Origin of the sequence: Chitinophaga alhagiae (assembly GCF_003568665.1) — a bacterium.
Taxonomy (GTDB): domain Bacteria; phylum Bacteroidota; class Bacteroidia; order Chitinophagales; family Chitinophagaceae; genus Chitinophaga; species Chitinophaga alhagiae.
Genome location: NZ_QXMH01000001.1, coordinates 1,507,973 through 1,529,603, shown reverse-complemented (window position 1 = coordinate 1,529,603; position 21,631 = coordinate 1,507,973). Strand labels below are relative to the sequence as shown.

General features: G+C 52.1%; 20 protein-coding genes. 9 read left to right on the top strand and 11 right to left on the bottom strand.

The annotated features are described in order from the left end of the window. Nucleotides 1-21 precede the first annotated feature (21 nt). Nucleotides 22-360, top strand: coding sequence for a tRNA-binding protein (locus D3A97_RS06060; protein ID WP_119077496.1), 339 nt, complete (start codon nt 22-24; stop codon nt 358-360). Between the two features lie 587 nt (nt 361-947). On the opposite strand, the gene D3A97_RS06055 is transcribed toward D3A97_RS06060, so the two are convergent. The 3 genes from D3A97_RS06055 to lysS all read right to left on the bottom strand — a co-directional run bounded on the left by D3A97_RS06055 (nt 948) and on the right by lysS (nt 5,563). After that, the gene (locus D3A97_RS06055; RefSeq protein ID WP_119077495.1) at nt 948-3,077 is read right to left on the bottom strand and encodes a S9 family peptidase; all 2,130 of its coding nucleotides are present in this window, start codon (nt 3,075-3,077) and stop codon (nt 948-950) included. Nucleotides 3,078-3,308: 231 nt separating this feature from the next. Continuing rightward, the gene (locus D3A97_RS06050; RefSeq protein ID WP_119078454.1) at nt 3,309-3,683 is read right to left on the bottom strand and encodes a DoxX family protein; all 375 of its coding nucleotides are present in this window, start codon (nt 3,681-3,683) and stop codon (nt 3,309-3,311) included. Between the two features lie 341 nt (nt 3,684-4,024). Beyond that, complete coding sequence (gene lysS, locus D3A97_RS06045; protein ID WP_119077494.1) at nt 4,025-5,563, bottom strand: lysine--tRNA ligase; 1,539 nt, start codon at nt 5,561-5,563, stop codon at nt 4,025-4,027. Between the two features lie 206 nt (nt 5,564-5,769). On the opposite strand from lysS, the gene D3A97_RS06040 reads away from it, so the two are divergent. Next, nucleotides 5,770-6,597, top strand: coding sequence for a universal stress protein (locus D3A97_RS06040; RefSeq protein WP_119077493.1), 828 nt, complete (start codon nt 5,770-5,772; stop codon nt 6,595-6,597). A 36-nt stretch (nt 6,598-6,633) separates the two neighbouring features. Beyond that, entirely contained in the window at nt 6,634-7,368 is a 735-nt protein-coding gene (locus D3A97_RS06035; RefSeq protein WP_119077492.1) for a DUF4197 domain-containing protein, read from the top strand. Nucleotides 7,369-7,521: 153 nt separating this feature from the next. Here the strand turns inward: D3A97_RS06035 and D3A97_RS06030 are convergent, their stop codons facing one another. Continuing rightward, nucleotides 7,522-8,403 (bottom strand): flavin reductase family protein, encoded by an 882-nt coding sequence (locus tag D3A97_RS06030; protein WP_119077491.1) that lies wholly within the window; start codon nt 8,401-8,403, stop codon nt 7,522-7,524. Continuing rightward, entirely contained in the window at nt 8,400-9,416 is a 1,017-nt protein-coding gene (locus D3A97_RS06025) for a fumarylacetoacetate hydrolase family protein (protein ID WP_119077490.1), read from the bottom strand. The genes D3A97_RS06030 and D3A97_RS06025 overlap by 4 nt, the downstream gene beginning before the upstream one ends. A 76-nt stretch (nt 9,417-9,492) precedes the next feature. On the opposite strand from D3A97_RS06025, the gene D3A97_RS06020 reads away from it, so the two are divergent. Together D3A97_RS06020 and D3A97_RS06015 are read left to right on the top strand one after the other, a co-directional pair. Continuing rightward, nucleotides 9,493-11,433 (top strand): serine hydrolase, encoded by a 1,941-nt coding sequence (locus tag D3A97_RS06020; protein WP_119077489.1) that lies wholly within the window; start codon nt 9,493-9,495, stop codon nt 11,431-11,433. 96 nt (nt 11,434-11,529) lie between these two features. Then, nucleotides 11,530-12,192, top strand: a complete 663-nt coding sequence (locus D3A97_RS06015; RefSeq protein ID WP_119077488.1) for a sterol desaturase family protein — start codon at nt 11,530-11,532, stop codon at nt 12,190-12,192. A gap of 390 nt (nt 12,193-12,582) precedes the next feature. Here the strand turns inward: D3A97_RS06015 and D3A97_RS06010 are convergent, their stop codons facing one another. The 6 genes from D3A97_RS06010 to D3A97_RS05980 all read right to left on the bottom strand — a co-directional run bounded on the left by D3A97_RS06010 (nt 12,583) and on the right by D3A97_RS05980 (nt 17,847). Next, entirely contained in the window at nt 12,583-12,918 is a 336-nt protein-coding gene (locus D3A97_RS06010; protein ID WP_119077487.1) for a hypothetical protein, read from the bottom strand. Next, the gene (locus tag D3A97_RS06005) at nt 12,918-13,856 is read right to left on the bottom strand and encodes a DUF6263 family protein (protein WP_119077486.1); all 939 of its coding nucleotides are present in this window, start codon (nt 13,854-13,856) and stop codon (nt 12,918-12,920) included. Before D3A97_RS06005 ends, D3A97_RS06010 begins: the two co-directional genes overlap by 1 nt. An 18-nt stretch (nt 13,857-13,874) precedes the next feature. After that, complete coding sequence (locus tag D3A97_RS06000) at nt 13,875-14,648, bottom strand: TIGR02757 family protein (protein WP_119077485.1); 774 nt, start codon at nt 14,646-14,648, stop codon at nt 13,875-13,877. 100 nt (nt 14,649-14,748) lie between these two features. Beyond that, the gene (locus D3A97_RS05995) at nt 14,749-15,888 is read right to left on the bottom strand and encodes a cystathionine gamma-synthase (protein ID WP_119077484.1); all 1,140 of its coding nucleotides are present in this window, start codon (nt 15,886-15,888) and stop codon (nt 14,749-14,751) included. 418 nt (nt 15,889-16,306) lie between these two features. Next, nucleotides 16,307-16,918, bottom strand: a complete 612-nt coding sequence (locus D3A97_RS05990; protein ID WP_119077483.1) for a DUF2911 domain-containing protein — start codon at nt 16,916-16,918, stop codon at nt 16,307-16,309. Between the two features lie 350 nt (nt 16,919-17,268). Continuing rightward, entirely contained in the window at nt 17,269-17,847 is a 579-nt protein-coding gene (locus D3A97_RS05980; protein WP_119077481.1) for an acyl carrier protein phosphodiesterase, read from the bottom strand. Between the two features lie 409 nt (nt 17,848-18,256). Between D3A97_RS05980 and D3A97_RS05975 the strand changes: the two genes are divergently transcribed. From D3A97_RS05975 to D3A97_RS05960, 4 genes are all read left to right on the top strand, one after another. Continuing rightward, the gene (locus D3A97_RS05975) at nt 18,257-18,703 is read left to right on the top strand and encodes a PepSY-like domain-containing protein (protein ID WP_119077480.1); all 447 of its coding nucleotides are present in this window, start codon (nt 18,257-18,259) and stop codon (nt 18,701-18,703) included. 141 nt (nt 18,704-18,844) lie between these two features. Continuing rightward, entirely contained in the window at nt 18,845-19,819 is a 975-nt protein-coding gene (locus D3A97_RS05970; RefSeq protein WP_119077479.1) for a deoxyhypusine synthase family protein, read from the top strand. Between the two features lie 399 nt (nt 19,820-20,218). After that, nucleotides 20,219-20,827, top strand: a complete 609-nt coding sequence (locus D3A97_RS05965) for a TetR/AcrR family transcriptional regulator (RefSeq protein WP_119077478.1) — start codon at nt 20,219-20,221, stop codon at nt 20,825-20,827. A gap of 113 nt (nt 20,828-20,940) precedes the next feature. Beyond that, the gene (locus D3A97_RS05960) at nt 20,941-21,561 is read left to right on the top strand and encodes an outer membrane beta-barrel protein (RefSeq protein WP_119077477.1); all 621 of its coding nucleotides are present in this window, start codon (nt 20,941-20,943) and stop codon (nt 21,559-21,561) included. Nucleotides 21,562-21,631 lie beyond the last annotated feature (70 nt).

Genomic DNA, 21,631 nt, shown 5'->3' with positions numbered 1-21,631 from the left:
CCTTTATTAAATATTTATAGCATGGAAACCATTACATGGAATGATTTTGAGAAGGTACGCATTCATGCCGGCACTATTCTGACGGCCAAAGTGTTTGAGAAGGCCCGTAACCCTGCTTACCAGCTGGAGGTGGATTTTGGCCCCGCAATAGGCATTAAACGGTCTTCCGCGCAGATCACCAGGCTCTACAGCCCTGAAGAGCTGGTAGGCCGGCAGGTGGTGGCGGTAATTAACTTTCCCGTAAAACAGATCGCAAATTTCTTTTCGGAGTGCCTGGTGCTGGGTGTAGTGGGCGATGAGCAGGAAATAGTGCTGCTGCAGCCGGACAGGCCGGTTAAAAATGGCTACAGGATTGCATAGTAGTAAAAATAATAATTTAAATAATTTCAATATCCAATTGCAAAATAGGTGATTTTGGCGCTTCACGAACAATTTTAGCACGTTCACGGAAATGGACTTGCGCGGCAGATGAACCACCTTATCTTTGACTTAGGTTTTTCATAGGATATGGTTAAAATTATTACAAAGGCGGTATTCTTACCGCCTTTTTTCATTTCCACCCTTCTCTGCAATGCCCTGTCCGCGGTTATCTCCTCGTATCTAAACATTCATCATATTTGTTGTTGCAACATGATTTTACGGTGCGCCGGAAGCAGGCTGGAAGCGGCTATAAAGTTATCTTGAAGGCCATTTTAAGGGGAAAAACCGTGTAGTAATGGATCGTTTAAAGCAGTTTTCGCTACGTTAACCAGAAAAAATATAGCGTTCACTAGTTTGGGGATTAAGCTTACTTCTAAATTATTGAAATTTGTACTAGGTTTTTCAATAAAGATATGGTTAAAATTTTTCGGGGCTGTATTCTTGCAGCCCTGTTTTTTTGCCCCTAAGTCATTAAAAAAGGTCACTCCCGCGGGAGTGACCTTTTCTTTTTATAAGGTACTAATGTTTTAATTGGCGCCTTTGAATGCGGCCGGCAACGGCTTGCGCAGCAGGTTTTCGTATACAAAGCGGTAGGTCTCATTGCGCAGGTGCGCGGCCTTGGCGCCGCCCCAGCCGTGGCGCTCGCCGGGGTACAGCATCAGCTCAAAGTGTTTGCCCAGGTCCTGGAACTTGTTGACCAGCTGTATGGAGTTCTGCAGGTGTACATTGTCATCCATGGTGCCATGTACAATGCGCAGCAGGCCTTTGTATTTTGCCGCGTGGGTGAGCACGGAGGTGATCTTGTAACCTTCCGGGTTGTCTTGCGGGGTATCCATAAAACGTTCGGTATAATGGCTGTCATACAGGCTCCAGTCTGTTACCGCAAAATTGGCCATGCCATAGGGGAACACGTCCGCGCCGTAGGTAAGGGCCATGCATGACATATACCCGCCAAAGCTGCCGCCTGTAATGCATACTCTTTCCGCATCTACACCGGGCTGGCTGGTGAGCCAGCGGGTAGCGTCCATATAATCTTCTATTTCGTATTTGCCCAGCTGGCGGTGAATGTAATTCATGCCCGCTTTGCCGAGGTGGCCGGCGGCGCGGTTGTCAATGGCCACCTGTATGAGGCCTTCCTGTGCATACCATTGTGTGGCCAGCAGGTTGGGTTTCCAGGCATCGTATACCGTGCCGGCATCCGGCCCGCCGTAAATGCTGATCAGCACGGGGTATTTTTTGCCCGGCTCCATGTTCAGCGGCCAGATGATGGTGAGCGGCAGTTCAAGCCCGTCTCGCGTTTTATAGGTCTTCAACTCGGTGGTGGCCAGTTTGTAGGTATCAAAGGCTGCGCCTTTTGCATTGCCCAGTTCACGCACCACTTTGCCTTTTTCGTTGAGCAGGGCCATGCGCGGAGGGGTGCGGAGGTTGCTGTAGGTGGTAATAAAATAATCCCCGCCCGGCGCCAGCTTCACATCGTGAGAGAACTCCCCGAAGGTGAGGCGCTGCGGTTCACCGCCATTGATGCTGATCTTGTAAAGATCGTACCGCGTGCTGGCTTCTTTACGGGCGGTGAAATAAACGGTCTGCTTCCGCTGGTTGATCTCCAGTACGGCCTTTACACGCCAGTTGCCGCTGGTGAGCTGTTTTTTCAGGCTGCCGTCCATATTGTGGAGGTAGAGATGGTCCCAGCCGGATTTATCGCTTTTTACAATGAAACCTTTGTTATTGTCCAGGAAGTAGATGTCTGTGAACCAGTCTATCCATGTTTTCTGCGTTTCGTTGTAGATGGGCTTTTTAGCGCCGGTGGCGGTGTTGATGGCGTAAATGATGAGGTTGTTCTGGTCACGGGGCATCCATTGCGCCCAGAGGGCGCTGCCGTCAGGCGTCCAGAAAGGCTGGCCGAAATACTGGTCGTCTTGCGCGTTGAAGTCGGCCCAGGTAATGTTGCCGCCGGCAACGGACACCATGCCCAGCTTCACTTCCGGGTTGGTATCTCCTGCCTTGGGATAGCGGGTGTTTTCCAGGAAACCGTGCTGCCCTGCTTCGCTGTAGATCGGGAAAACCGGTACTTTGGAATCGTCAAAGCGCATAAATGCCAGCCGGCGGCTGTCCGGGCTCCACCAAAAGGCGCGGTAGCGCGAGGCACGGCCCAGTATTTCTTCGTAATACACCCAGGAGGCCCAGCCGTTGTAGATCACGTCAGACCCGTCTGTAGTGTACCTGATCTCTTTTTTGGTAGCTACTTCTACCGCATACAGGTCGTTATTGCGGGTAAAGGCCACATATTTTTCGTCTGGCGAAAGAGTAGGGTTCTTTTCCAGGGCGCTGTCACTGGTAAGGCGTATTTCCGCTCCGCCGTTGGGCTCCTGTACAAATACATCGTTATTTTTTACCGCTACCGTTCTGCCGGTGGCCGGCGGCGGCGTGTAAGGAGTGGCGCCGCCTGTTTTTACATCTACTGCCAGCGCTTTACCGGCGCGGGTCTCAATATAGTGCCCCTTGTCCGCCCAGCCGCGTACTACGGGCAAAGGCTCGGTAATGTTCACCGGGCGGGTAAAAACCTGGTCAAAGGTCAGTTCCTTTTTTTCCTGGGAAAAAGCCGGCTGGGCGGCCAGCAGGTAAATGCCCGCCAGCAGGGTTGGCAGTGGTCTGTACATACTTCTCATAATTTTTTACAGGTTGATTGCAGATTAGCGCAAACGAAAATAAAGATCAAATATCAAATATAGCAATGAAATATACCGGCGGCGCCGGCTACCCGCGGAAACCGGCTGGTTATAGCGCTAAAGCCGCAACGCAGCAACTCATGCTGCCATGGCATGGAGAATCGGATTACATTAGCACTGGTTTTTCACAGGATATGGTCGAAAATCAAACAGGGCAGTCATTCAGTTACTGCCCTGTTTGTGAATAGGCCGGATGTTGGCAATGATAATGGCGCCGCAAAGCAGCCCCAGGTCTTTCAGGATATTCACCGGCGCCATCAGGTTGCCATTGATAAGGCCCGGCACATGTATCGTAAAAATGAATACCAGCAGCATAAGGGCCAGCAGGTAGCCGGCCAGCCTGGCCTGTATGTTGAAAATAATGGCGATGGCCGCCAGCAACATGGCTACTCCTGTGAAATAGATCCAGAATACACCGCCCGGTACGGGCACCATACTCACTATTTCTTTTGCGTTGATGAGGTGATTGATACCGAAACAGGCCCATATAAGGGCGTAAAGTACTACTGCGGCCTGGGTAGGGATGTTGAATCTCATAGAAAAGCTTTTGTAATTAACAGGAAAGGCCGGCAAGGGTTCAATGGGCGCTTTGCCCTGCTTCCTCATTTTTGGATAGATGCTATATCCTACGGTATATTTAGGGTTATCCTGGGGTTTTCTTAGGGTTTGAGATATAAAATTACTCAAGAAAACCCTAAGAAAACCCCAGGATGAACCTAAGAAGATAAATGAATGACCATCAGATCCACCTGGCACGGTCTAGTCCTGGTATAGGTTACACCTGGTGCAGCCACAGGCCTTTCCCGGCCGGGTGTGTACCTGCCAAAAAAAGGCCGGCCCATTGCATGGCCGGCCTCCGGTTTCAAAAAATAAGTTGTTTATGCTTCGCCGCTGGTTTTCTCCGGGCGCATTTGCGGGAAAAACAGCACGTCCTGGATGGAGGGCTGGTTGGTCATCAGCATGGTCAGGCGGTCTATACCGATGCCGATGCCGGATGTGGGCGGCATGCCATATTCCAGCGCGCGCAGGAAATCATAATCGATATACATGGCCTCGTCATCTCCCCGCTCCATCAGCTGCACCTGCTCTTCAAAGCGCTGGCGCTGGTCTATGGGGTCATTCAGCTCGGAGTAGGCGTTGGCAATTTCCTTCCCGTTCACGATCAGCTCAAAACGCTCTACCAGGCCGGCTTTGCTGCGGTGCTTCTTGGTCAGCGGGCTCATTTCTACCGGGTAGTCTATGATGAAGGTGGGCTGCACGTAGTGGTGCTCGCATTTCTCCCCGAAAATTTCATCTATCAGCTTGCCCTTGCCGGCACTGGCTTCTACGGGTATGCCCAGTTGTTTGCACACGTCGCGCAACTGCGCTTCGTCCATGCCGGTAATGTCTATGCCGGTGTGTTCCCTGATGGCATCGTACATGGATACGCGGCGGTAGGGGGCTTTGAAGCTGATCACCTGCTCGCCGGCCTGCACGTCCGTGCTGCCGTTCACGTTAACGGCCACTTTTTCCAGCAGGGCTTCCGTGGTACGCATCATCCAGTCATAGTCCTTATAGGCGGCATACATTTCCATTACGGTAAACTCCGGGTTATGCGTGCGGTCCATGCCTTCGTTGCGGAAGTCTTTGGCAAACTCATACACGCCTTCAAACCCGCCCACGATCAGCCTTTTCAGGTACAGCTCATTGGCAATGCGCAGGTACAGCGGCATATCCAGCGCATTGTGATGGGTAATGAAGGGACGGGCGGTGGCGCCGCCGGGGATAGCCTGCAAAATGGGGGTTTCCACTTCCAGGTAGCCCATTTCGTTATAAAAATCACGGATGGTCTGCATGAGGCGGGTGCGTTTTTTAAACACTTCCTTCACCTCCGGGTTGATCACCAGGTCCGCATACCGCTGGCGGTACTTGAACTCCGGGTCTGTTACCGCGTCAAAGGTCTCGCCTTCCTTTTCCTTCACCACGGGCAGCGGGCGCAGGGCCTTGGCCAGCACCGTCAGTTCTTTCACGTGTACGGAGGTTTCGCCGGTTTTGGTAGTGAATACATAACCTTTAACGCCTATGAAATCGCCAATGTCCGTCAGCTTTTTCCACACTACGTCATACAGGGATTTATCTTCACCGGAACAAATTTCGTCCCGCTTGATGTACAGCTGGATACGGCCCTTGCTGTCTTGCAGCACGGCAAAGTTGGCCTTGCCCATGTCTCGCGTTTGCATGATGCGGCCTGCCAGGCATACCTGCTGGTACTGGTCTTTCGTTTCTTCGGAATAACCGGCCTTAATGTCTGCAGAATACGCATTCACGGGGTATTCCGGCGCCGGGTACGGGTCTACGCCCAGTTTCTGCAGCTCCTGCAGTTTTTCCCGGCGGATGATCTCCTGTTCGGAGAGTTGCTGTTGGGTATTTACGCTCATTGGTGTTTATCATATACGGCCGGCAGATTCAGCCCCGCCGGCCTTTTAAGGAGTGCAAAAATAACGGATTTGCGCAGATTTGTCTATACCGGCGGAACACGGCCCCGTGCAGCGCCATGTATATATTCATCTTTTATAATTTATTTATGACTTTATGCCAACGATTGGTGCGGTTATTGCGTAACTTTATATAAAATCTCCCAGGCATGAAAACCATCATTGTACCAACTGATTTTTCAGCAACCGCCTATAACGCGGCCCGCTATGCCCTGGGCCTGGCGCAGCAAACGGGCGCTACCCGTGTGCTGCTGTACCATGCCTATGAACTGATCGTTCCCATCCCGGACTTGCCTACCGCCGTGCCTATGGTGAACATGGAAGACCTGAAAGCCTCCAGCCTGGAGGGCCTGCAGCATATGCAGGCGGAGCTGGCGCCGGCAGTGCCCGCGGGCATCACCGTAGATCACCGGGCAGACAATCACCTGCTGGCCGCCAATATAGACCAGGTATGCAGGGAAGAAGGGGCGGACATTATTGTAATGGGCATCACCGGCGGCAGCCAGCTGGAAGAAATACTGGTAGGCTCCAACACCGTAGATGTGGTCAAAAATTCCAGCTTCCCCGTTATTGTAGTGCCTACCGAAGCCGTTTTCAGGCCGGTGAAAAAAATAGTGTTTGCCTGCGACCTCCGGAAGGTGGCCAAAACCACCCGCAAAGAGCTGCTGCATGGTTTGCTGGACGAGTTCAAGCCGGAGCTGCTGGTGCTGAACGTACAGAAAGAAGGCAAAGAGCATATGCACCCGGAAGAGAACCAGGAGCTGGACAATATGCTGCATAATTACAACCCGCAATATCATTTTGTAGACCACCCCAATGTGGTGGAAGGCATTACCGGTTTTGCGGAAAAAGAAGGCGCGGACCTGCTGCTCATCATCCCGAAAAAACACGGGTTGTTTGACAGTATCTTCAAACGGAGCCACACGTCGCGCATTGCTTTCAACACAAACGTACCGTTATTATCCATACATGAATAATTCCCTTTACAGCTACCATTCATGAATTTTCAGACTATGCTAAAAAGAACATTGTTATTACTGGCAGGCGTATGCCTGCTGCACACCACCCAGGCGCAGATACTCAAAAAGGCCTCAGGCATATTGAAATCTGCCGGCGGCGCCACCGCTACCGGTTCCGTTACCGAAAACGAGGCCGGCATGGGTATTAAGGAAGCGCTGGAGAAAGGCGTAAGCGCGGGCATTTCCCTGCTCAACAAACAAGACGGGTTTTTCGGCAACGAGCTGTATAAAGTGCTGCTGCCGCCGGATGCGTTGAAAGCTGAACGCGCCCTGCGCAGCATTGGGCTGGGCAGCCAGGTAGACAAGGCCATTCTCCAGATCAACCGCGCCGCGGAAGAAGCGGTGGGTTTTGCCAAGCCCATTTTTGTGAATGCCATCAAGCAGATGACCATTACAGATGCGCTGAACCTGTTGCGCGGCGGCCAGCGCTCGGCAACGGACTATTTCCAGGGCAAAACCACGGAGTCATTGAAAAGCGCTTTTGCGCCGGTGATAGACAGCGCGCTCAATAAAACCAGCGCCACCCGGTATTATGGGGACCTGGTCACCAAATACAACGGCCTGCCTACTACCTTCAACAAAATTAATCCTGACCTGAAGGGATATGTGACGGAAAAGGCCGTGCAGGCACTGTTTGACCAGATAGCCAAAGAAGAGCTGGCCATCCGGCAAAACCCCGCGGCCCGTACCACAGACCTGTTGAAGAAGGTATTCGGGAACAAAAGCTAGTGAGGATCGTTTATCAGCAAAAAGGGCTGGCCGGCATCCGCGGTCAGCCCTTTTTGCTGCAACTGCAGGGTGTTGCATGCAAACATGCGCCCTGTCATGCGTGCTCATTTCCTGCCGGCACGCGGCAAATCAGTTCATACGGTTTCTTCCGCCTCACACCCCCGCCAGCAACACCTGCCATGCCTCCGCCACTTTCCCCTGCTCCAGCAATTGCCGGGCGTAGCGGTGCAGTTCTTTCTCCATTTCATCGGGGCTGATGCTGTAGTACTGGATGATATTTTTCAGGTGGTCATCGTGGAAGGCAACATCGATCACCGGCATTTCGTGTACATTGGCCAGCTGACCCAGGTTGTTGCCGGTGAGTATGTGGCTGTGGCGGATGCCCTGCGGCAGCGCATCCACCCCAATACCCAGCTGCAGGTTGGGCTTGGCCACTTCAAACACGGCGCTGCCGGATGCCCGGCAATAATAGTCCGCGCCCATGCGCGCCACCAGGTCTATTCTCTGCGGGTCTATGCGGCCCTGGGCGTTCAGGATGCTTTCGTTGATGTGCAGCAGCACTGGCTCACAGATCACCAGGTTGCCCGCGCCGCCGCCGGTACCCGTCTCTATCACCTGCTTCACCACGCATTCCATTTGCACGGGACTTTCCTGCACCCTGAAAGGTTTTATTTTCTCGGAGGGCAGCGGCGTAAAGCCTGCTTTTTCGAACTCGCTCACCCCCTGGGGATATTCGCAGCTGGAAAGGGAGGCCTGCTGCACCATGGCATAGCTCACCACGTTGATCACCACTTCTTTGGTGGCGTAGATATTCTCCAGCGTATGCTTCACCGTATTATCCCGCACGCGGCGCGAGGGGGAAAAAATAAGCGTGGGCGGGTTGGAGCCGAACACGTTAAAAAAACTGAAGGGAGAGAGGTTGGGGCGGCCCGCCGCGTCTACCGTGCTGGCAAAACAAATGGGGCGGGGCGCTATGGCCCCCAGCAGATAGGCGTGCAGCTCCGCTGTTTTCACATCACCGGGTACTACTCTCATACGTTCTTTTTCTGGGCAAGGATCGAAAAGTCGCTTTCTTCCGCTACAATGGTATTGCTGAGCAGCCCCAGGCCGTCTATTTCCATCTCCACCACATCGCCGGGCTGCAGCCATTGCTCCTGGTAATCGGGATCGTTGAGCTTGCCGGTGCCGTTCAGCTCCAGGAAGCAGCCGGTACCTACCGTGCCGCTGCCGATGATATCGCCGGGCAGCAGGTCCGCGCCATATGCGCAGCGTTCAATAATTTCCGCAAAGGTCCAGTCCATGTCTCCCATATTGCCTTCGCTCACCTGCACGCCGTTTACCCGGCAGCGCATGCCGAGGTTGTAGTTATTGCCGGTGTGGCCGTCTTTGGCGGGTATGCGGTAAGGCTCCAGCTCGTCTGGCGTTACCAGCATGGGGCCTGTGATGGTGGCAAAGTCTTTCCCTTTGGCCGGCCCCAGGTTGAGTTTCATTTCTTCCAGCTGCAGCACGCGGGCGCTCATATCGTTCATGATCATGTACCCGCCAATGTAGCCGTCTGCTTCCGCGGCGGGAATATTGCGGCCGCGCTTGCAGATCACCACGGCCGCTTCCAGCTCAAAATCCAGGTTGCGGAAATGGTCCGGCATGCACAATACTTCGCCGGGGCCTTGTATGGCGTTATGATTGGTGAAATAAAAAATAGGGTATTGGTCAAACTCGGGTATCATATCCGCTTTGCGGTTGCGCCGCGCCGCCGCCACATGCTGGCGGAAGGCGTAGCCGTCCCGGCAAGACGTAGGGAAGGGTACGGGCGCCAGCAGCTGCGCGGTTTCGTACGGCACGCCCCAGGTGGTCATTTTGGGCATCTTCCCGGCTTTCAGCTGCGCGTCTACATGTATGGCAAGGTCTATCACCTCCTCCCACATCTGCAAAAACATATGCATGGTGGTGGGCAGGTCAGGATGCAGCTCCTGCATGCTATATAACTGGCCGTTTACCAGTATGGCCAGCTGGTCTACATCTTCCCGGATATAGGTAACGAGTTTCATTGACGGTTGAGTTTTGGTGTTTACGGGCCAAATATAGCCCTTTTGGAGAACCATGGGATTTTTATAGCTTTAAGGCATGTCTCGCACCTGGCTCATATCCCTGCTGCTGCTGGCCACCGCTGCGGCAAAGGCGCAGCAGCGCACAGACGCGTTCCTGCAAGACCTGCTGGAGCGGCACGCGTCGCCGGCATTGCGGCATATATTGCAGCACCCTGACTCTTTCCAGGTGCAGCTCATTTACACCCGCATCAACCGGGACGCGCAGAACCGCCCGGTGTTCAAGCACTATTATTACCACCTGGACAAAAACACGTATTTCAACCCCGCGTCTACCGTTAAAATGCCGCTGGCCTTTCTGGCCCTGGAGAAGCTGAACAGCCTGGGAATTGACAAGTATACGCCTATGCTGACAGACAGCGCGTACAGCCGGCAAACCCGCGTAACTACAGATACCTCCGCTGAAAACGGCCTACCTTCCATAGCGCAGTACATCAAAAAAATATTCCTGGTAAGTGATAACGACGCCTATAACCGCCTGTACGAGTTTATAGGGCAGCAGGCCATTCATGAAAAATTGTGGGCAAAGGGCTATAAGGACATGCGCATTGTACGGCGGTTTGTGACCATGAACGAGGAAGAGAACCGCCACACCAACCCGGTATATTTCGTGCAGGGCACAGATACCGTATACCCCCAGCCCGCCGCCGTGAGCACCTTGCACTACGACTATGGCAAACCCGTTTTTATAGGGCAAAAACACTATGACCGGGATGATGTGCTGATTGACCGGCCAATGGATTTTACCCGGCATAACAATGCCCCCCTGCAAGACCTGCAGCAGCAGCTGCAGTCTGTATTATTTCCGGCATCCGTACCCGCCAGGCAGCGTTTCGGCCTTACGCCTGACGATTACCGTTTCCTCTACCGGTACATGGCCGCGCTGCCCTTTGAGTCCGCACATCCCAAATACGACACTTCGGAGTTTTTTGACAGCTATACCAAGTTCTTCCGGTTCAAGGCCGGCCGGGGCAAAATTCCGCCCTATATGCGGGTATTCAATAAGACCGGCTGGAGCTACGGGTTTTTAACCGATGTGGCTTACTTTGCGGATTTTAAGCATAACGTGGAATTTATGCTGAGCGGCAGTATTTATGTGAACCGGGACGGGGTGCTGAATGATAATAAATACGAGTACGAGGAAGAAGGGTACCCGTTCTTCAGGGAGGTGGGCAACATCGTATACGACTACGAGTTACAACGGCCCCGCCCCCACGCGCCGGACCTGGGCATTTTTGAGGAAGCCACCGCCGGGCTGGGCCAGGCCCCCGCGGCCATTACCCGGGGAGATACTACCCGCCGCCGGCTGGCCCTGGTGTTCACCGGTCACGAGTTTGCGGACGGAGGCCGGCATATTGCGGCCGTGCTGAAAAAATGCGGGGCGCCCGCCTCTTTTTTCCTGACGGGCACATTTTATGATACCCCGGCTTTCAAGCCCCTCATCCAGCGCCTGAAAAAAGACGGGCATTACCTGGCCGGCCACTCCGGCCGGCACCTGCTGTACTGCGACTGGACAAAAAGGGACAGCCTGCTGGTAACCCGCCGCCAGTTTGAAGAAGACCTGGCCCTCAATTACCAGGCCATGGCCCGCCACGGCCTGCCCGCCCCGCATTATTTTTTGCCGCCCTATGAGTGGTATAACGACTCCATTGTGAAATGGACCGCGGCGCTGGGCCTGCAACTGGTGAATTTCAGCCCCGGCACGCGCAGCACGGCAGATTATACCTACCCTGAAATGGGGAAAAGCTACCGCAGCAGTGACAGTATCATGAAATCCATTACAGACTTTGAAAACCAGCGCCCTGCGGGCCTGAACGGATTTATACTGCTGGTGCATATTGGTACGGACCCCCGGCGTGTAGATAAATTTTATTTACAATTGGAGAAATTGATACGATATTTGCAGGGTAAACAATATGAATTGGTTACAATACCCCGGTTGTTGTCCCTTCATCTGTGAGCTGTGCCGGTTGTATCGACAATAACCTGATAATTTTAGTTTCCCTACTCCTGTTATACTGATGAATTAAAAGGTTTAACCAAAAATTTGGGAGTCATGAAATTCGACAAGATCAAGAATAAAGGACAGGCGCGTTTGTTTGAAAGCCGGTATCTGGAAATGCTGACCAAAACCCATCCCCTCATAATCTGGGGCATGTACCTGCCTATTATCGGGTACATGTTGTATTACAGCCATACTACCCTGGGTTATGGAATAGGGAAAATTTCGCTGATATTCCTGGGCGCTATTTTCTTCTGGTCCTTTTTTGAGTACATCATGCACCGCTTCCTGTTCCACCTGGTAACAGACAACAAGCGGCTCACGCGGTTCGTGTACGTGCTGCACGGTAACCATCACGAATACCCGAGAGACAGGCAGCGTCTCTTTATGCCGCCCGTGCCCAGCCTTATTATTTCTTCCATCATATTTGCCCTTATGTACGTGGTGATACGGGATGTCACTTTTATGTTCTGGCCGGGCTTTATACTGGGATACCTTATCTACGGCAGCATGCACTACGCCATTCATGCCTGGAACCCGCCTTTCAAGTTCATGAAGCCGGTATGGCGCAACCATCACCTGCATCACTACAAGAACGATGAAAAGGGCTTCGGGGTCAGCTCTTCTTTCTGGGACAGGGTGTTTGGCACCGTCTTCGACCTGGAAAAAGAGAAAGAAGACAAAACGAAAGTAAAAGAACTGATGTTCGACAAATAATATGCTGGAACTGACCGCAATAGAACGGGCTGACCTTTGCAAAGGTCAGCCCGTTCTTGTTGGGAGCCAATCGGCCTTGTAATATGTTCACCACCGTTTGCTTCTCCTCGTTTTTGTCGGGAGCCATCCGGCCCTGTAATATGTTCACCATCGTTTGCTTCTCCCCGTTCTTGTTGGGAGCCATCCGGCCTTGTAATATGTTCACCACCGTTTGCTTCTCCCCGTTTTTGTCGGGAGCCATCCGGCCCTGTAATATGTTCACCACCGTTTGCTTCTCCCCGTTCTTGTTGGGAGCCATCCGGCCTTGTAATATGTTCACCACCGTTTGCTTCTCCTCGTACAGTTCGGCAATCAGGTGGCTTTCTGCTGTTCCTTTTCACCGCACCGGTCTCACCATTTCTCCTCATCGTCCGGCAGGCTCTCCGGCGGCTGCCGGTACTTTTCCCGGCTTTTGATCTTTTCGGTCTGCCGGCTGATAATGAGCCGGGCAATAGACAAGAACACGTCCGGGTAATTTTCCGAAGCCAGTATTTCTTTCACCTTCCGTTCCGGCACGTCTACCTGGTAAAGCAGCAGTACAAATTGCTGAAAGTCCCGTTCTACCAGCATTTCCAGGTGGCGGGCCAGTACGGCCTCCAGCTCCGCCATGTTCATGGCGGCCGGCAGGCGGATGCCGGCGTTTTGTTCCAGCCAGGCCCCGGTTTGCTGCAAGTAACGGTCTTCCATTATTTCACCTGCTTGATCTTGTAGGAGGCGTTGGTCACAATTTTTACTGGTACTTTCAGGTCTTTTTTGAGTTGCTTTTTGCGGTTGGCGAGGTACACGTATTCACCCTTCATTTCTGTATTCTGCACACAAATGCTGGGCAGGCCGCTTTCGCGGTTAATGAGGTAGTTGGTGGTTTGCGTACCCTCTATGGCAGCCGTGGCCTGAATGCCTTCTTCTACGGTGAAGGTTTCTATTTTGTCTGTTTTGATGTTGCCTTTACCGTCTATCTTGGCGGTCTGGCTGTCCCAGTGCGCCAGGTTCCAGTAAAGGTCTATGCGGCCCTTGAGGCCGGTGCGCAGGGGCACGGTTTCCTCCCACTGCGTGCCGTTCTTGATACCGTGAACGGGGTATACCACCAGCAACTGTTCCAGCCAGGAGCGGAAGGCATCCGTGCCAAACTGGTCTTTCAGGAGCTTTTTATAGGCGGCCTGCTCGTCTGCCTTGAGGCTGGAAAAAGCGGCGGAGGCTTTGTCCATCAACGCGTCCAGGCTGTTCACGTTCTTGATAAGGCCGTTAGACTGCAGCTCCACCGTAAAGGGTTGGTCAAGAATGAGCTTCAGCGCGCCTTGCAGAGGCTCCTGGTCGTTAGCTACCTTGGCGTCTACAAAAATGTTCTGGTTCTTGGCGTTGAAATTGAACTTGATGTCCGAGTAGGACCATTCCAGCAAAAACCGGCCGCCGCCGGCCTCTGCCACCTTCATGTTCATTTTGGTGTTGTAGTCTCTTGTGGTGCGTTGTATTACTTCATTCACCGTAATATAGGTTTCGCTGCGGCTCTGTTGTTGCAACTCAAACGCATCACCGGTTTTAAATCTGTAATCAAGCTCCACATAATCCTGCGCGGAGAGCGATAAAACGTAGCAGCACATCGCTACCAGTACGGTAATTTTCTTCATTATCTGGTAAAAATTGATCTAAACATACTTTTCGATCACCCCCAGCCCGAACAAGGCAAAATCATATTTGACCGGGTCTTCGGGGTCCAGCTCGCGGAGCCTTTCAGTCAGCTCCACGGCGGTGTTCCAGTTGGCATCCGGTTTATTGATCAGGCCGAGCCTGGCCGCTACCCTGCTCACATGCACGTCCATCGGGCATACCAGCTGGGCGGGCGAAATATATTGCCATAGTCCAAAATCCACGCCATTTTCATCGTTCCTCACCATCCACCGCAGGTACATGTTCAGCCTTTTGCAGGCCGAGTTGCGGGCCGGGGTGGAAATATGTTTGCGCGTTCTTTCCGGGTGCTCCATGGAAAAGAACATGCGCTGAAAACCGGCCAGCGCTTTTTCCACATCGGCGTCTTCCGGGCTGAGGTGGGCGCTGAAGGCAAATTCCAGCGAAGTTACATTATTGTAATAATGCTGGAGAAACTCCACAAAATACATCAGGTCCAGCCCGTTGAAGGTCCGGTGTTTGAAGCCCATCAGCCGCATGCGGTCCCTGGCCTGGTGGTTACGGATAAAATCGTACGGCGCGTTATCAAAGAGCTCCATCAGTTCCGTACACTTGTTTATGATAGTGGTACGGTTGCCCCAGGCAAGGATGGCTGCAAAAAGGCCGGCTATTTCAATGTCCTGCAATTGACTGTAGCGGTGGGGGATGCATATGGGATCTCCGGCTACAAATGCGGGCTGATTGTAATAAGCTGCCTTGGCATCTAAATAATCTTTCAGTTGTTGGGACTTCATTGGTTTCTTCGGTATATGGAAACCTCCCGGAACAGCCGGGAGGCGTAGGTGTTACCCTTAAAAGTAAGTAGTTTATGCCAACTTTAAAAATTGCTGTTTATCAACCTATTGCCTGTTCCAGGTCTTTCACCAGGTCTTCCGCATCTTCAATACCCACGCTAAGACGGATGAGCGAGTCTACAAGGCCGTTTTTCATCCGCTCCTCGCGGGGAATGGAGGCATGGGTCATGCTGGCGGGGTGGCCTATCAAGGATTCCACCCCCCCCAGGGATTCCGCCAGGGAAAAGAGTTTGGTGCCGCTGAGCACTTTCAGGGCGGCCTCCATGCTGTCATCCTGCAGGGTGAAGGAGATCATGCCCCCGAAACCGCGCATCTGCTTTTGCGCCACGGCGTGATTAGGATGGTCTTCAAACCCGCACCAGAACACCTTGCCCACTTTGGGGTGCTGGCGGAGGAAGCGGGCCACCGTTTCCCCGTTCTCGCAGTGCCGCTGCATGCGCACATGCAGGGTTTTCAAGCCCCGCAGTACCAGAAAGCAGTCCTGCGGCCCGGGTACCGCCCCGCAGCTGTTCTGTATAAAGGCCAGCTGCTGCGCCAGGGCATCGTCTTTTACGATCACCGCGCCGTGTACCACATCACTATGGCCGCCCAGGTATTTGGTAGCGGAATGCACCACCAGGTCTGCCCCCAGGTCAAGCGGGTTTTGCAGGTAGGGAGACGCAAAGGTGTTGTCTACCGCCAGCAGAATGTTGCGGTCACGGGCCAGGGCGGCGCAGGCGGCAATGTCAATAATGTTCAGGAGGGGGTTGGTGGGCGTTTCCACCCATATCATTTTCGTATGCTCATTTACGTAATTGAGCAGGTTGTCAGCGTTTTGCAGGTCCGCAAAATGGAATTTGATGCCGTAGCGGGCAAATACCTTGGTAAAGATGCGGTAAGTGCCGCCGTAGAGGTCTGCCGAGGCGATCACCTCGTCTCCCGGCGCCAGCAGCTTGATCACCGCGTCTGTTGCGGCCAGGCCGCTCCCGAAGCAAATACCATGTTTCCCGTTCTCTATGGCGGCCAGGGCGTTCTGCAGGGCATCGCGCGTGGGGTTTTGCGTACGGGCGTACTCATATCCCTTATGCTGGCCGGGGGCCTGCTGCACATAGGTAGACGTTTGGAAAATAGGGGTCATAATGGCCCCTGTTGAGGGGTCTGGCTCTACGCCCGCATGTATGAGTTTGGTGCCTAACTTCATGGTTTGCTATATTTTATGGGAATGGCAAAGGTACGGAATTTGGCGTTGGCCCCTCATAACGGCCCCGCGGCACGCATATACGTAGTTATCACATCACACGTACGTAGTAGTACGGATACGCTGTAGTTCAATTACTACGGGCATTTGCGGGGATTCCAGGGCCTGCCTGGCATCATACCTTCCATATCCCGGCACTTACGAGGAAATTTGATGCGTTCACCAGAAACGGGTTTTCCCGTAACTGCTGTTGCCTTAATTTTACCGTAGGTTTTTCATAGGATATGGTTAAAATTTCTGAAGGCGGTATTCTTACCGCCTTTTTTTATGACGCCAATGCAAGCCCGGGCTTGCAACATTATAAAAATGGGCAGGCCACTTTGTGGCCTGCCCATTTGATTATTAACTGATTTGCAGCGGATTATTTCTTTTTCCTGGCAGTGGGCGCCCCGGCTGATTCAGACCAGCGGATGGGGAGACTGACCAGCGTTTTGTCCCACCCCATCAGCAGGTTGGCGCCGTAGGAGGCCTTTTCAAATACCATGCTGAAGGCTTCCAGCTCTTCGTCATTGGCGGCTACGGGCACGTCCGTACGCAGCAGGTCAAGGTTTTGTTCATATTTATAGGCGCCCCAGATGTCCGTTTGTTTGTTGAGGATAACGGTCCATTTTGTTTCATTGGGAATGGCATAGAGCGTATACCGGCCTTTAGGCACCAGTTTGCCGCCAATGGTCACCGGCCTGAAAAATTCAATTTCCGTGGCCTCATTAGCGCCGAGGCGCCATACCTTGCCGTATTCCACCAGGTTGCCGAAAATAGGCCGGCCTTTTTTCTGCGGGCGGCTGAACACGGCCCGGGCCACCAGCATGCCGGGCTCACCTTTCACCTTGCATACATAAGGGTACATCACCGGGTAATAGGCCATGTCCATGGGGCTGGGGTCTACCGGCGGTAATTTCTTTTCCTGCGCAAAGGCTGCCTGGGTGGCAACCGCCAGGCATACTATGGCAACTAGCTTTTTTACTGTATTCATAACTGTCTTTACTTTTTGAATTGCGGGTCAAATTTGCCCCAAACCTACGCGTTTTTCGGAAAATCCTCAAAATGCGGTGCGGCAGGTGTAGACAGACGCGCCGGGGCGCCGGTACCCCTATTTTAGATTGCCGCCGCCCCGGTTTTGAGGGCGGGGGGGCGGGGAGTTGCCCGCCGCCAGCTTTTCAACCCCGGCGCAAGGGCTTGGTATGTTGCCGCCGGCTTTTCACCCCCGGCGCAAGGGCTTGGTATGTTGCCGCCGGTTTTTCACCCCCGGCGCAAAGGCCTGATATGCCGCCGCCGGCCTTTCAACCCCGGTGCAAGGGCCTGACATGTCCTTATAAAAGGAGATCAGTACTGGCCTTTCATAAAGGTTTCCGCATCCGGGAAAAACTCGCGGTAGCAATCGCCCAGCGTCAGGTAGTGTTCTTCAAACACGGCAAAAGGCACCGTGGCCGGGCGTTTGAAATATTTGGCGCGGCGTACTATACCGGAGAAGCTGCTGAATATGCCATCCCACTCCCGGTAATGGAGCAGCCAGTTTTGCGTGCGCATATAGGCAAACACCTGCTGAAACATGGGCGGCAACAAGTGGTGCTGTTCTTCCAGCAAGGCGTATACAGTGGCCGCAAACTGCGTCAGCGTGTCAGCATTGAAGCGGGTTTCATCATTGGCCAGGTAATGATCATACACCACGTCCATGAACACGCCCCCGTAAGCCCCGCACTCCGGCTGAAAAATGGCTTTGGCGCGGCGGGTGGCGGGGTGCCTGTCTGTATACTCATCCAGCGCCCGGTGCATGCGGATGCCCTGCTGAATGCGGGCGGGGTAGGTGTACAGCTGCTTTCCCTTTACAAAGTCCGCTATCATCTGCCCTGCCGTAATGGACGGGTCTTGATAAGAAAAATATGCGTGCGCTAGGTAGTTCATGGGCTGTTGAGCGGTATTGTTCCTGAATGAGCGGCAATAACCTGGTAATCAGGCGGGGCCGGCTTTCCGAAGATAGTGATAAATAACGAGGCTGTTCAGTATTGGAACACGGTGTCCGCTTTCGTAAAAAGAGGTTTGTATGCTACCGGTTGTCACCAGCATTCCACTTTAACAAAGTCTTAACCTTCAGCCGTGCAACATTTGCTGATTCCGATCAACTCCTTTGCTGGCAAGTGTTTCAAGGGTATTGGCTAGATGCGTTTATATATGCGGGGCAACATGCATAACATTGAATTAATCTTGGTAAACCAGTCATAACTATTCACTTGGCGCCGGCTGCGCCTGTTGCTACTTTTACATCGTCAATCAGACAAAACATTTTAAATAACCTGGATAAAATTTTTCCGCCATGAAAAAACTTATCGCCATTCTGACCATTGCTGCCATATTGGGCAGTAGTGCAACTTTTGCACGAGACGCTACCGTTAACAACAAAAAGGTAATGGAAGCATTCAAGAAAGAATTTGTAGGAGCCTCCGATGTTTCCTGGTACACCACGGCAGACAAGTATGTTGCCAAGTTTACCATCAAGTCATCTAAAGTAACTGCGCATTTTGACAGGGAAGGTAACTTGCTGGCCACTTCCCGGTACATTACAGACAGCGATCTGCCGTTGAACGTAATTACCCGGCTCATGAAGAAGTTCCCTGACCAGAAGATCCATAACGTTGTGGAGTACGAATCAGAAGGGGCTACCACTTACGTGATCACCCTGGAGAGCGACACACACTGGACGGTTTTGAAGGCCGCTTCATCAGGCGGTTTGTCAACGCTGAAAAAATTAAGAAAAGCATAACGGCACGCCGTTCGCCGACCTGGTTTTAGTTTTAGTTTTAGATCAGTATAAACCGTTCCGGTTCATCCGGAACGGTTTTCTTTTTGCCCCTTTATCTTGTACCTTTTATTGTACCTTTGCCGTTTGAAACATTTAACTGTTATGAATAAAGGACCGATTTCTCAGTTTATCCAGCACCATTACCGCCACTTCAACGCGGCGGCCCTGGTAGACGCGGCCAAAGGCTACGAAACGCATTTGCTGGAAGGTGGTAAAATGATGGTAACCCTTGCAGGCGCCATGAGTACGGCTGAACTGGGCATCTCTTTCGCGGAAATGATCCGCGCCGGTAAAGTTGACATTATCTCCTGCACCGGTGCCAACCTGGAAGAGGATATCATGAACCTGGTAGCCCACACCCATTACAAACGCGTACCCCATTACCGTGACCTGAACCCGCAAGACGAGTGGGAGCTGCTGGAAGGCGGTTTTAACCGGGTAACGGATACCTGTATTCCGGAAGAAGAGGCCTTCCGCCGCATACAGCAGCATATCCACAAGATCTGGAAAGATGCCGAAAGCAAGGGAGAACGCTATTTCCCGCATGAATACATGTACAAGCTGCTGCTTAGCGGCGTCATGAAAGAGCACTACGAAATAGACCCCAAAAACAGCTGGATGCTGGCCGCGGCGGAAAAGAACATTCCCATTGTAGTACCGGGCTGGGAAGATAGTACGATGGGCAACATCTTTGCCTCTTATTGCATCAAGGGAGAACTGAAAGCATCTACCATGAAGAGCGGTATTGAGTACATGGTGGAGCTGAGCGACTGGTACCGTAAAAACTCCGGTGGTAAAGGCGTAGGCTTTTTCCAGATCGGCGGCGGTATTGCGGGAGACTTCCCCATTTGCGTGGTGCCCATGATGTACCAGGACCTGGAATGGACAGACGTGCCCTTCTGGAGCTACTTCTGCCAGATATCCGACTCCACTACCTCTTACGGTTCCTACTCTGGCGCTGTGCCCAACGAAAAGATCACCTGGGGCAAGCTGGACATTCATACTCCCAAGTTTGTGATAGAGTCTGACGCTACCATTGTAGCGCCGCTGATTTTCGCTTATTTGCTGGGCTGGTAAGGATTTTATTATTGTGCCGGGCAACCGGCTGAAATAGATCAAAAAGGGCTGCTGCTGCGGCCCTTTTTATTGCCTCCGTGTACCGGCGCCTGCTATCACCGGCCAACGCGGCCCCCGGTGCACCGCGGGGCCGCTCTTTTTACCTCGATAAATTCAAATTTCTTCCTTCCCCTCGTGTTGTTTCTATTAAAACCCCGTGCCCCGCGGTTTTAACAATTCTTTTTTCATTTACATATATAAGTATTAAATATTTCTTTATGTTTGCATCACAATTGTGTTATGCATTACAATTTCTGTAGTTCTTTATAAATCCGGAGAAAATTCTTTTTGCTGTTCCAAAAAAGGGTGTACATTTGACCCGCAAAGTCAAAAAGTCAAACGGTTCTTTGCAATTCCGACATGGCGGAACAGGATCAAAAAAGGGAAGTGATACTGGAAGCTGCGCTAAGGCGTTTCAAGCGCTTTGGCCTGGCAAAGACCACCATGGAAGAAATTGCCCGGGACCTGGAGATATCGAAAGGCTCTTTGTATTACTACTTTCCTGACAAAGATAGGATCTATGTGGCAGTGATTGAAAGAATTGTGTCACAATGTTTTACAGATGTCAGTGCTACACTTGAAAGTGCGGCGTCCGTAAAGGAGGTGATGGAGAAATACCTGTCAGTCAAGGAAAGGATTTTACTGGACTACCATTTTCTGTTCGGCATCCATGAGTGGGTGAGTGACAAGCCCAGCAGCCTTATGCGGCAGGTGGGGGACCTGGTACACCAGTCGGAGATCAGCTTTTTATCTGCATGGATCCGCAAGGGGAAAGCCCTGGGAGAAATAGCGGTACAGCACGACCCGGAAAAAACGGCCGATCTGTTGGTGCATGTGTTGTTTGGTTTGTGGGTGATATGGTGCAAATGGCAGGCCGCAGGTTTTGAACTTCAAAATTCAGATAATATCAAAGAATTCATGAGCCGGGAAAGGGCGGTACTGACCATCTTTTTCCAGGGATTGAAATAGTAACCCATCATCAGCCATCTTCTTCTTCCCCCAATCGCTTAAGTAGTATTATGTATGTAGAACATAATTAGCAGAATCAATTATTGACATATCAAATTTAAATTGTACGACAGATGAAAAAAATGATCGTTATGGCCGTTTTGGGCCTGGTTGGTACCCAGTTTGCAAAAGCTCAGGTTCAGAAAGGTGACTTCCTGGTAGGTGGCAATGTAGGTGTTACTTCCACCACTCCTGACAAAGTAGATGGTTCTGATGACAAAACCACTACCACTACTTTCAACATCAGCCCCAAGGTTGGTTATGCCCTTTCTGACAAATGGATGGTAGGTGTATTTGTAGACGCGGGTTTTGCCAATATTAAGGACGTAGACGCCGGTACTACTACAAAAATCAAGAGCCACCTGATTGCCCCCGGTATATTTGTGCGTAACTACCACATGCTGGGCGAATCCAAAGTAGCTATCTTCGGTGAGGCCAATGTTTCTTACGGTTTTGGTTCCGTGAAAGCAGATGACACAAAAACTGCGTCTCTGAACACCCTGGAAGCCAATGTACTGCCTGGTATCACTTACTTTGTGACCAAACGTTTCATGCTGGAAGGCGTATTCGGCGGCATCACTTACCGTACCGAAACAGAAAAGGCTCAACCGGCTGGTACTCCCAAAACTACCACCAGTACTTTTGATTTCTCTTTCACCAAACAATTCCAGGTGGGCGTTTCCTGGTTGTTCTAATAATATTAGAATTATTTACAAAGGCATTGTCGCGCTGCGGCAATGCCTTTTTTGTTTCCGGCACAGTTTG

Coding starts and splice junctions, on each gene's coding strand:
- D3A97_RS06050 (WP_119078454.1), bottom strand. CDS start 3,683: ATGAGATTCAACATCCCTACCCAGGCCGCAGTAGTACTTTACGCCCTT.
- D3A97_RS06055 (WP_119077495.1), bottom strand. CDS start 3,077: ATGTACAGACCACTGCCAACCCTGCTGGCGGGCATTTACCTGCTGGCC.
- D3A97_RS05970 (WP_119077479.1), top strand. CDS start 18,845: ATGAATAAAGGACCGATTTCTCAGTTTATCCAGCACCATTACCGCCAC.
- D3A97_RS05965 (WP_119077478.1), top strand. CDS start 20,219: ATGGCGGAACAGGATCAAAAAAGGGAAGTGATACTGGAAGCTGCGCTA.
- D3A97_RS06020 (WP_119077489.1), top strand. CDS start 9,493: ATGTCTCGCACCTGGCTCATATCCCTGCTGCTGCTGGCCACCGCTGCG.
- D3A97_RS06025 (WP_119077490.1), bottom strand. CDS start 9,416: ATGAAACTCGTTACCTATATCCGGGAAGATGTAGACCAGCTGGCCATA.
- D3A97_RS06000 (WP_119077485.1), bottom strand. CDS start 14,648: ATGAAGTCCCAACAACTGAAAGATTATTTAGATGCCAAGGCAGCTTAT.
- D3A97_RS05960 (WP_119077477.1), top strand. CDS start 20,941: ATGAAAAAAATGATCGTTATGGCCGTTTTGGGCCTGGTTGGTACCCAG.
- D3A97_RS05980 (WP_119077481.1), bottom strand. CDS start 17,847: ATGAACTACCTAGCGCACGCATATTTTTCTTATCAAGACCCGTCCATT.
- D3A97_RS05995 (WP_119077484.1), bottom strand. CDS start 15,888: ATGAAGTTAGGCACCAAACTCATACATGCGGGCGTAGAGCCAGACCCC.
- D3A97_RS06015 (WP_119077488.1), top strand. CDS start 11,530: ATGAAATTCGACAAGATCAAGAATAAAGGACAGGCGCGTTTGTTTGAA.
- D3A97_RS06035 (WP_119077492.1), top strand. CDS start 6,634: ATGCTAAAAAGAACATTGTTATTACTGGCAGGCGTATGCCTGCTGCAC.
- D3A97_RS06030 (WP_119077491.1), bottom strand. CDS start 8,403: ATGAGAGTAGTACCCGGTGATGTGAAAACAGCGGAGCTGCACGCCTAT.
- D3A97_RS06010 (WP_119077487.1), bottom strand. CDS start 12,918: ATGGAAGACCGTTACTTGCAGCAAACCGGGGCCTGGCTGGAACAAAAC.
- D3A97_RS06005 (WP_119077486.1), bottom strand. CDS start 13,856: ATGAAGAAAATTACCGTACTGGTAGCGATGTGCTGCTACGTTTTATCG.
- D3A97_RS05990 (WP_119077483.1), bottom strand. CDS start 16,918: ATGAATACAGTAAAAAAGCTAGTTGCCATAGTATGCCTGGCGGTTGCC.
- D3A97_RS06040 (WP_119077493.1), top strand. CDS start 5,770: ATGAAAACCATCATTGTACCAACTGATTTTTCAGCAACCGCCTATAAC.
- D3A97_RS05975 (WP_119077480.1), top strand. CDS start 18,257: ATGAAAAAACTTATCGCCATTCTGACCATTGCTGCCATATTGGGCAGT.
- D3A97_RS06060 (WP_119077496.1), top strand. CDS start 22: ATGGAAACCATTACATGGAATGATTTTGAGAAGGTACGCATTCATGCC.
- lysS (WP_119077494.1), bottom strand. CDS start 5,563: ATGAGCGTAAATACCCAACAGCAACTCTCCGAACAGGAGATCATCCGC.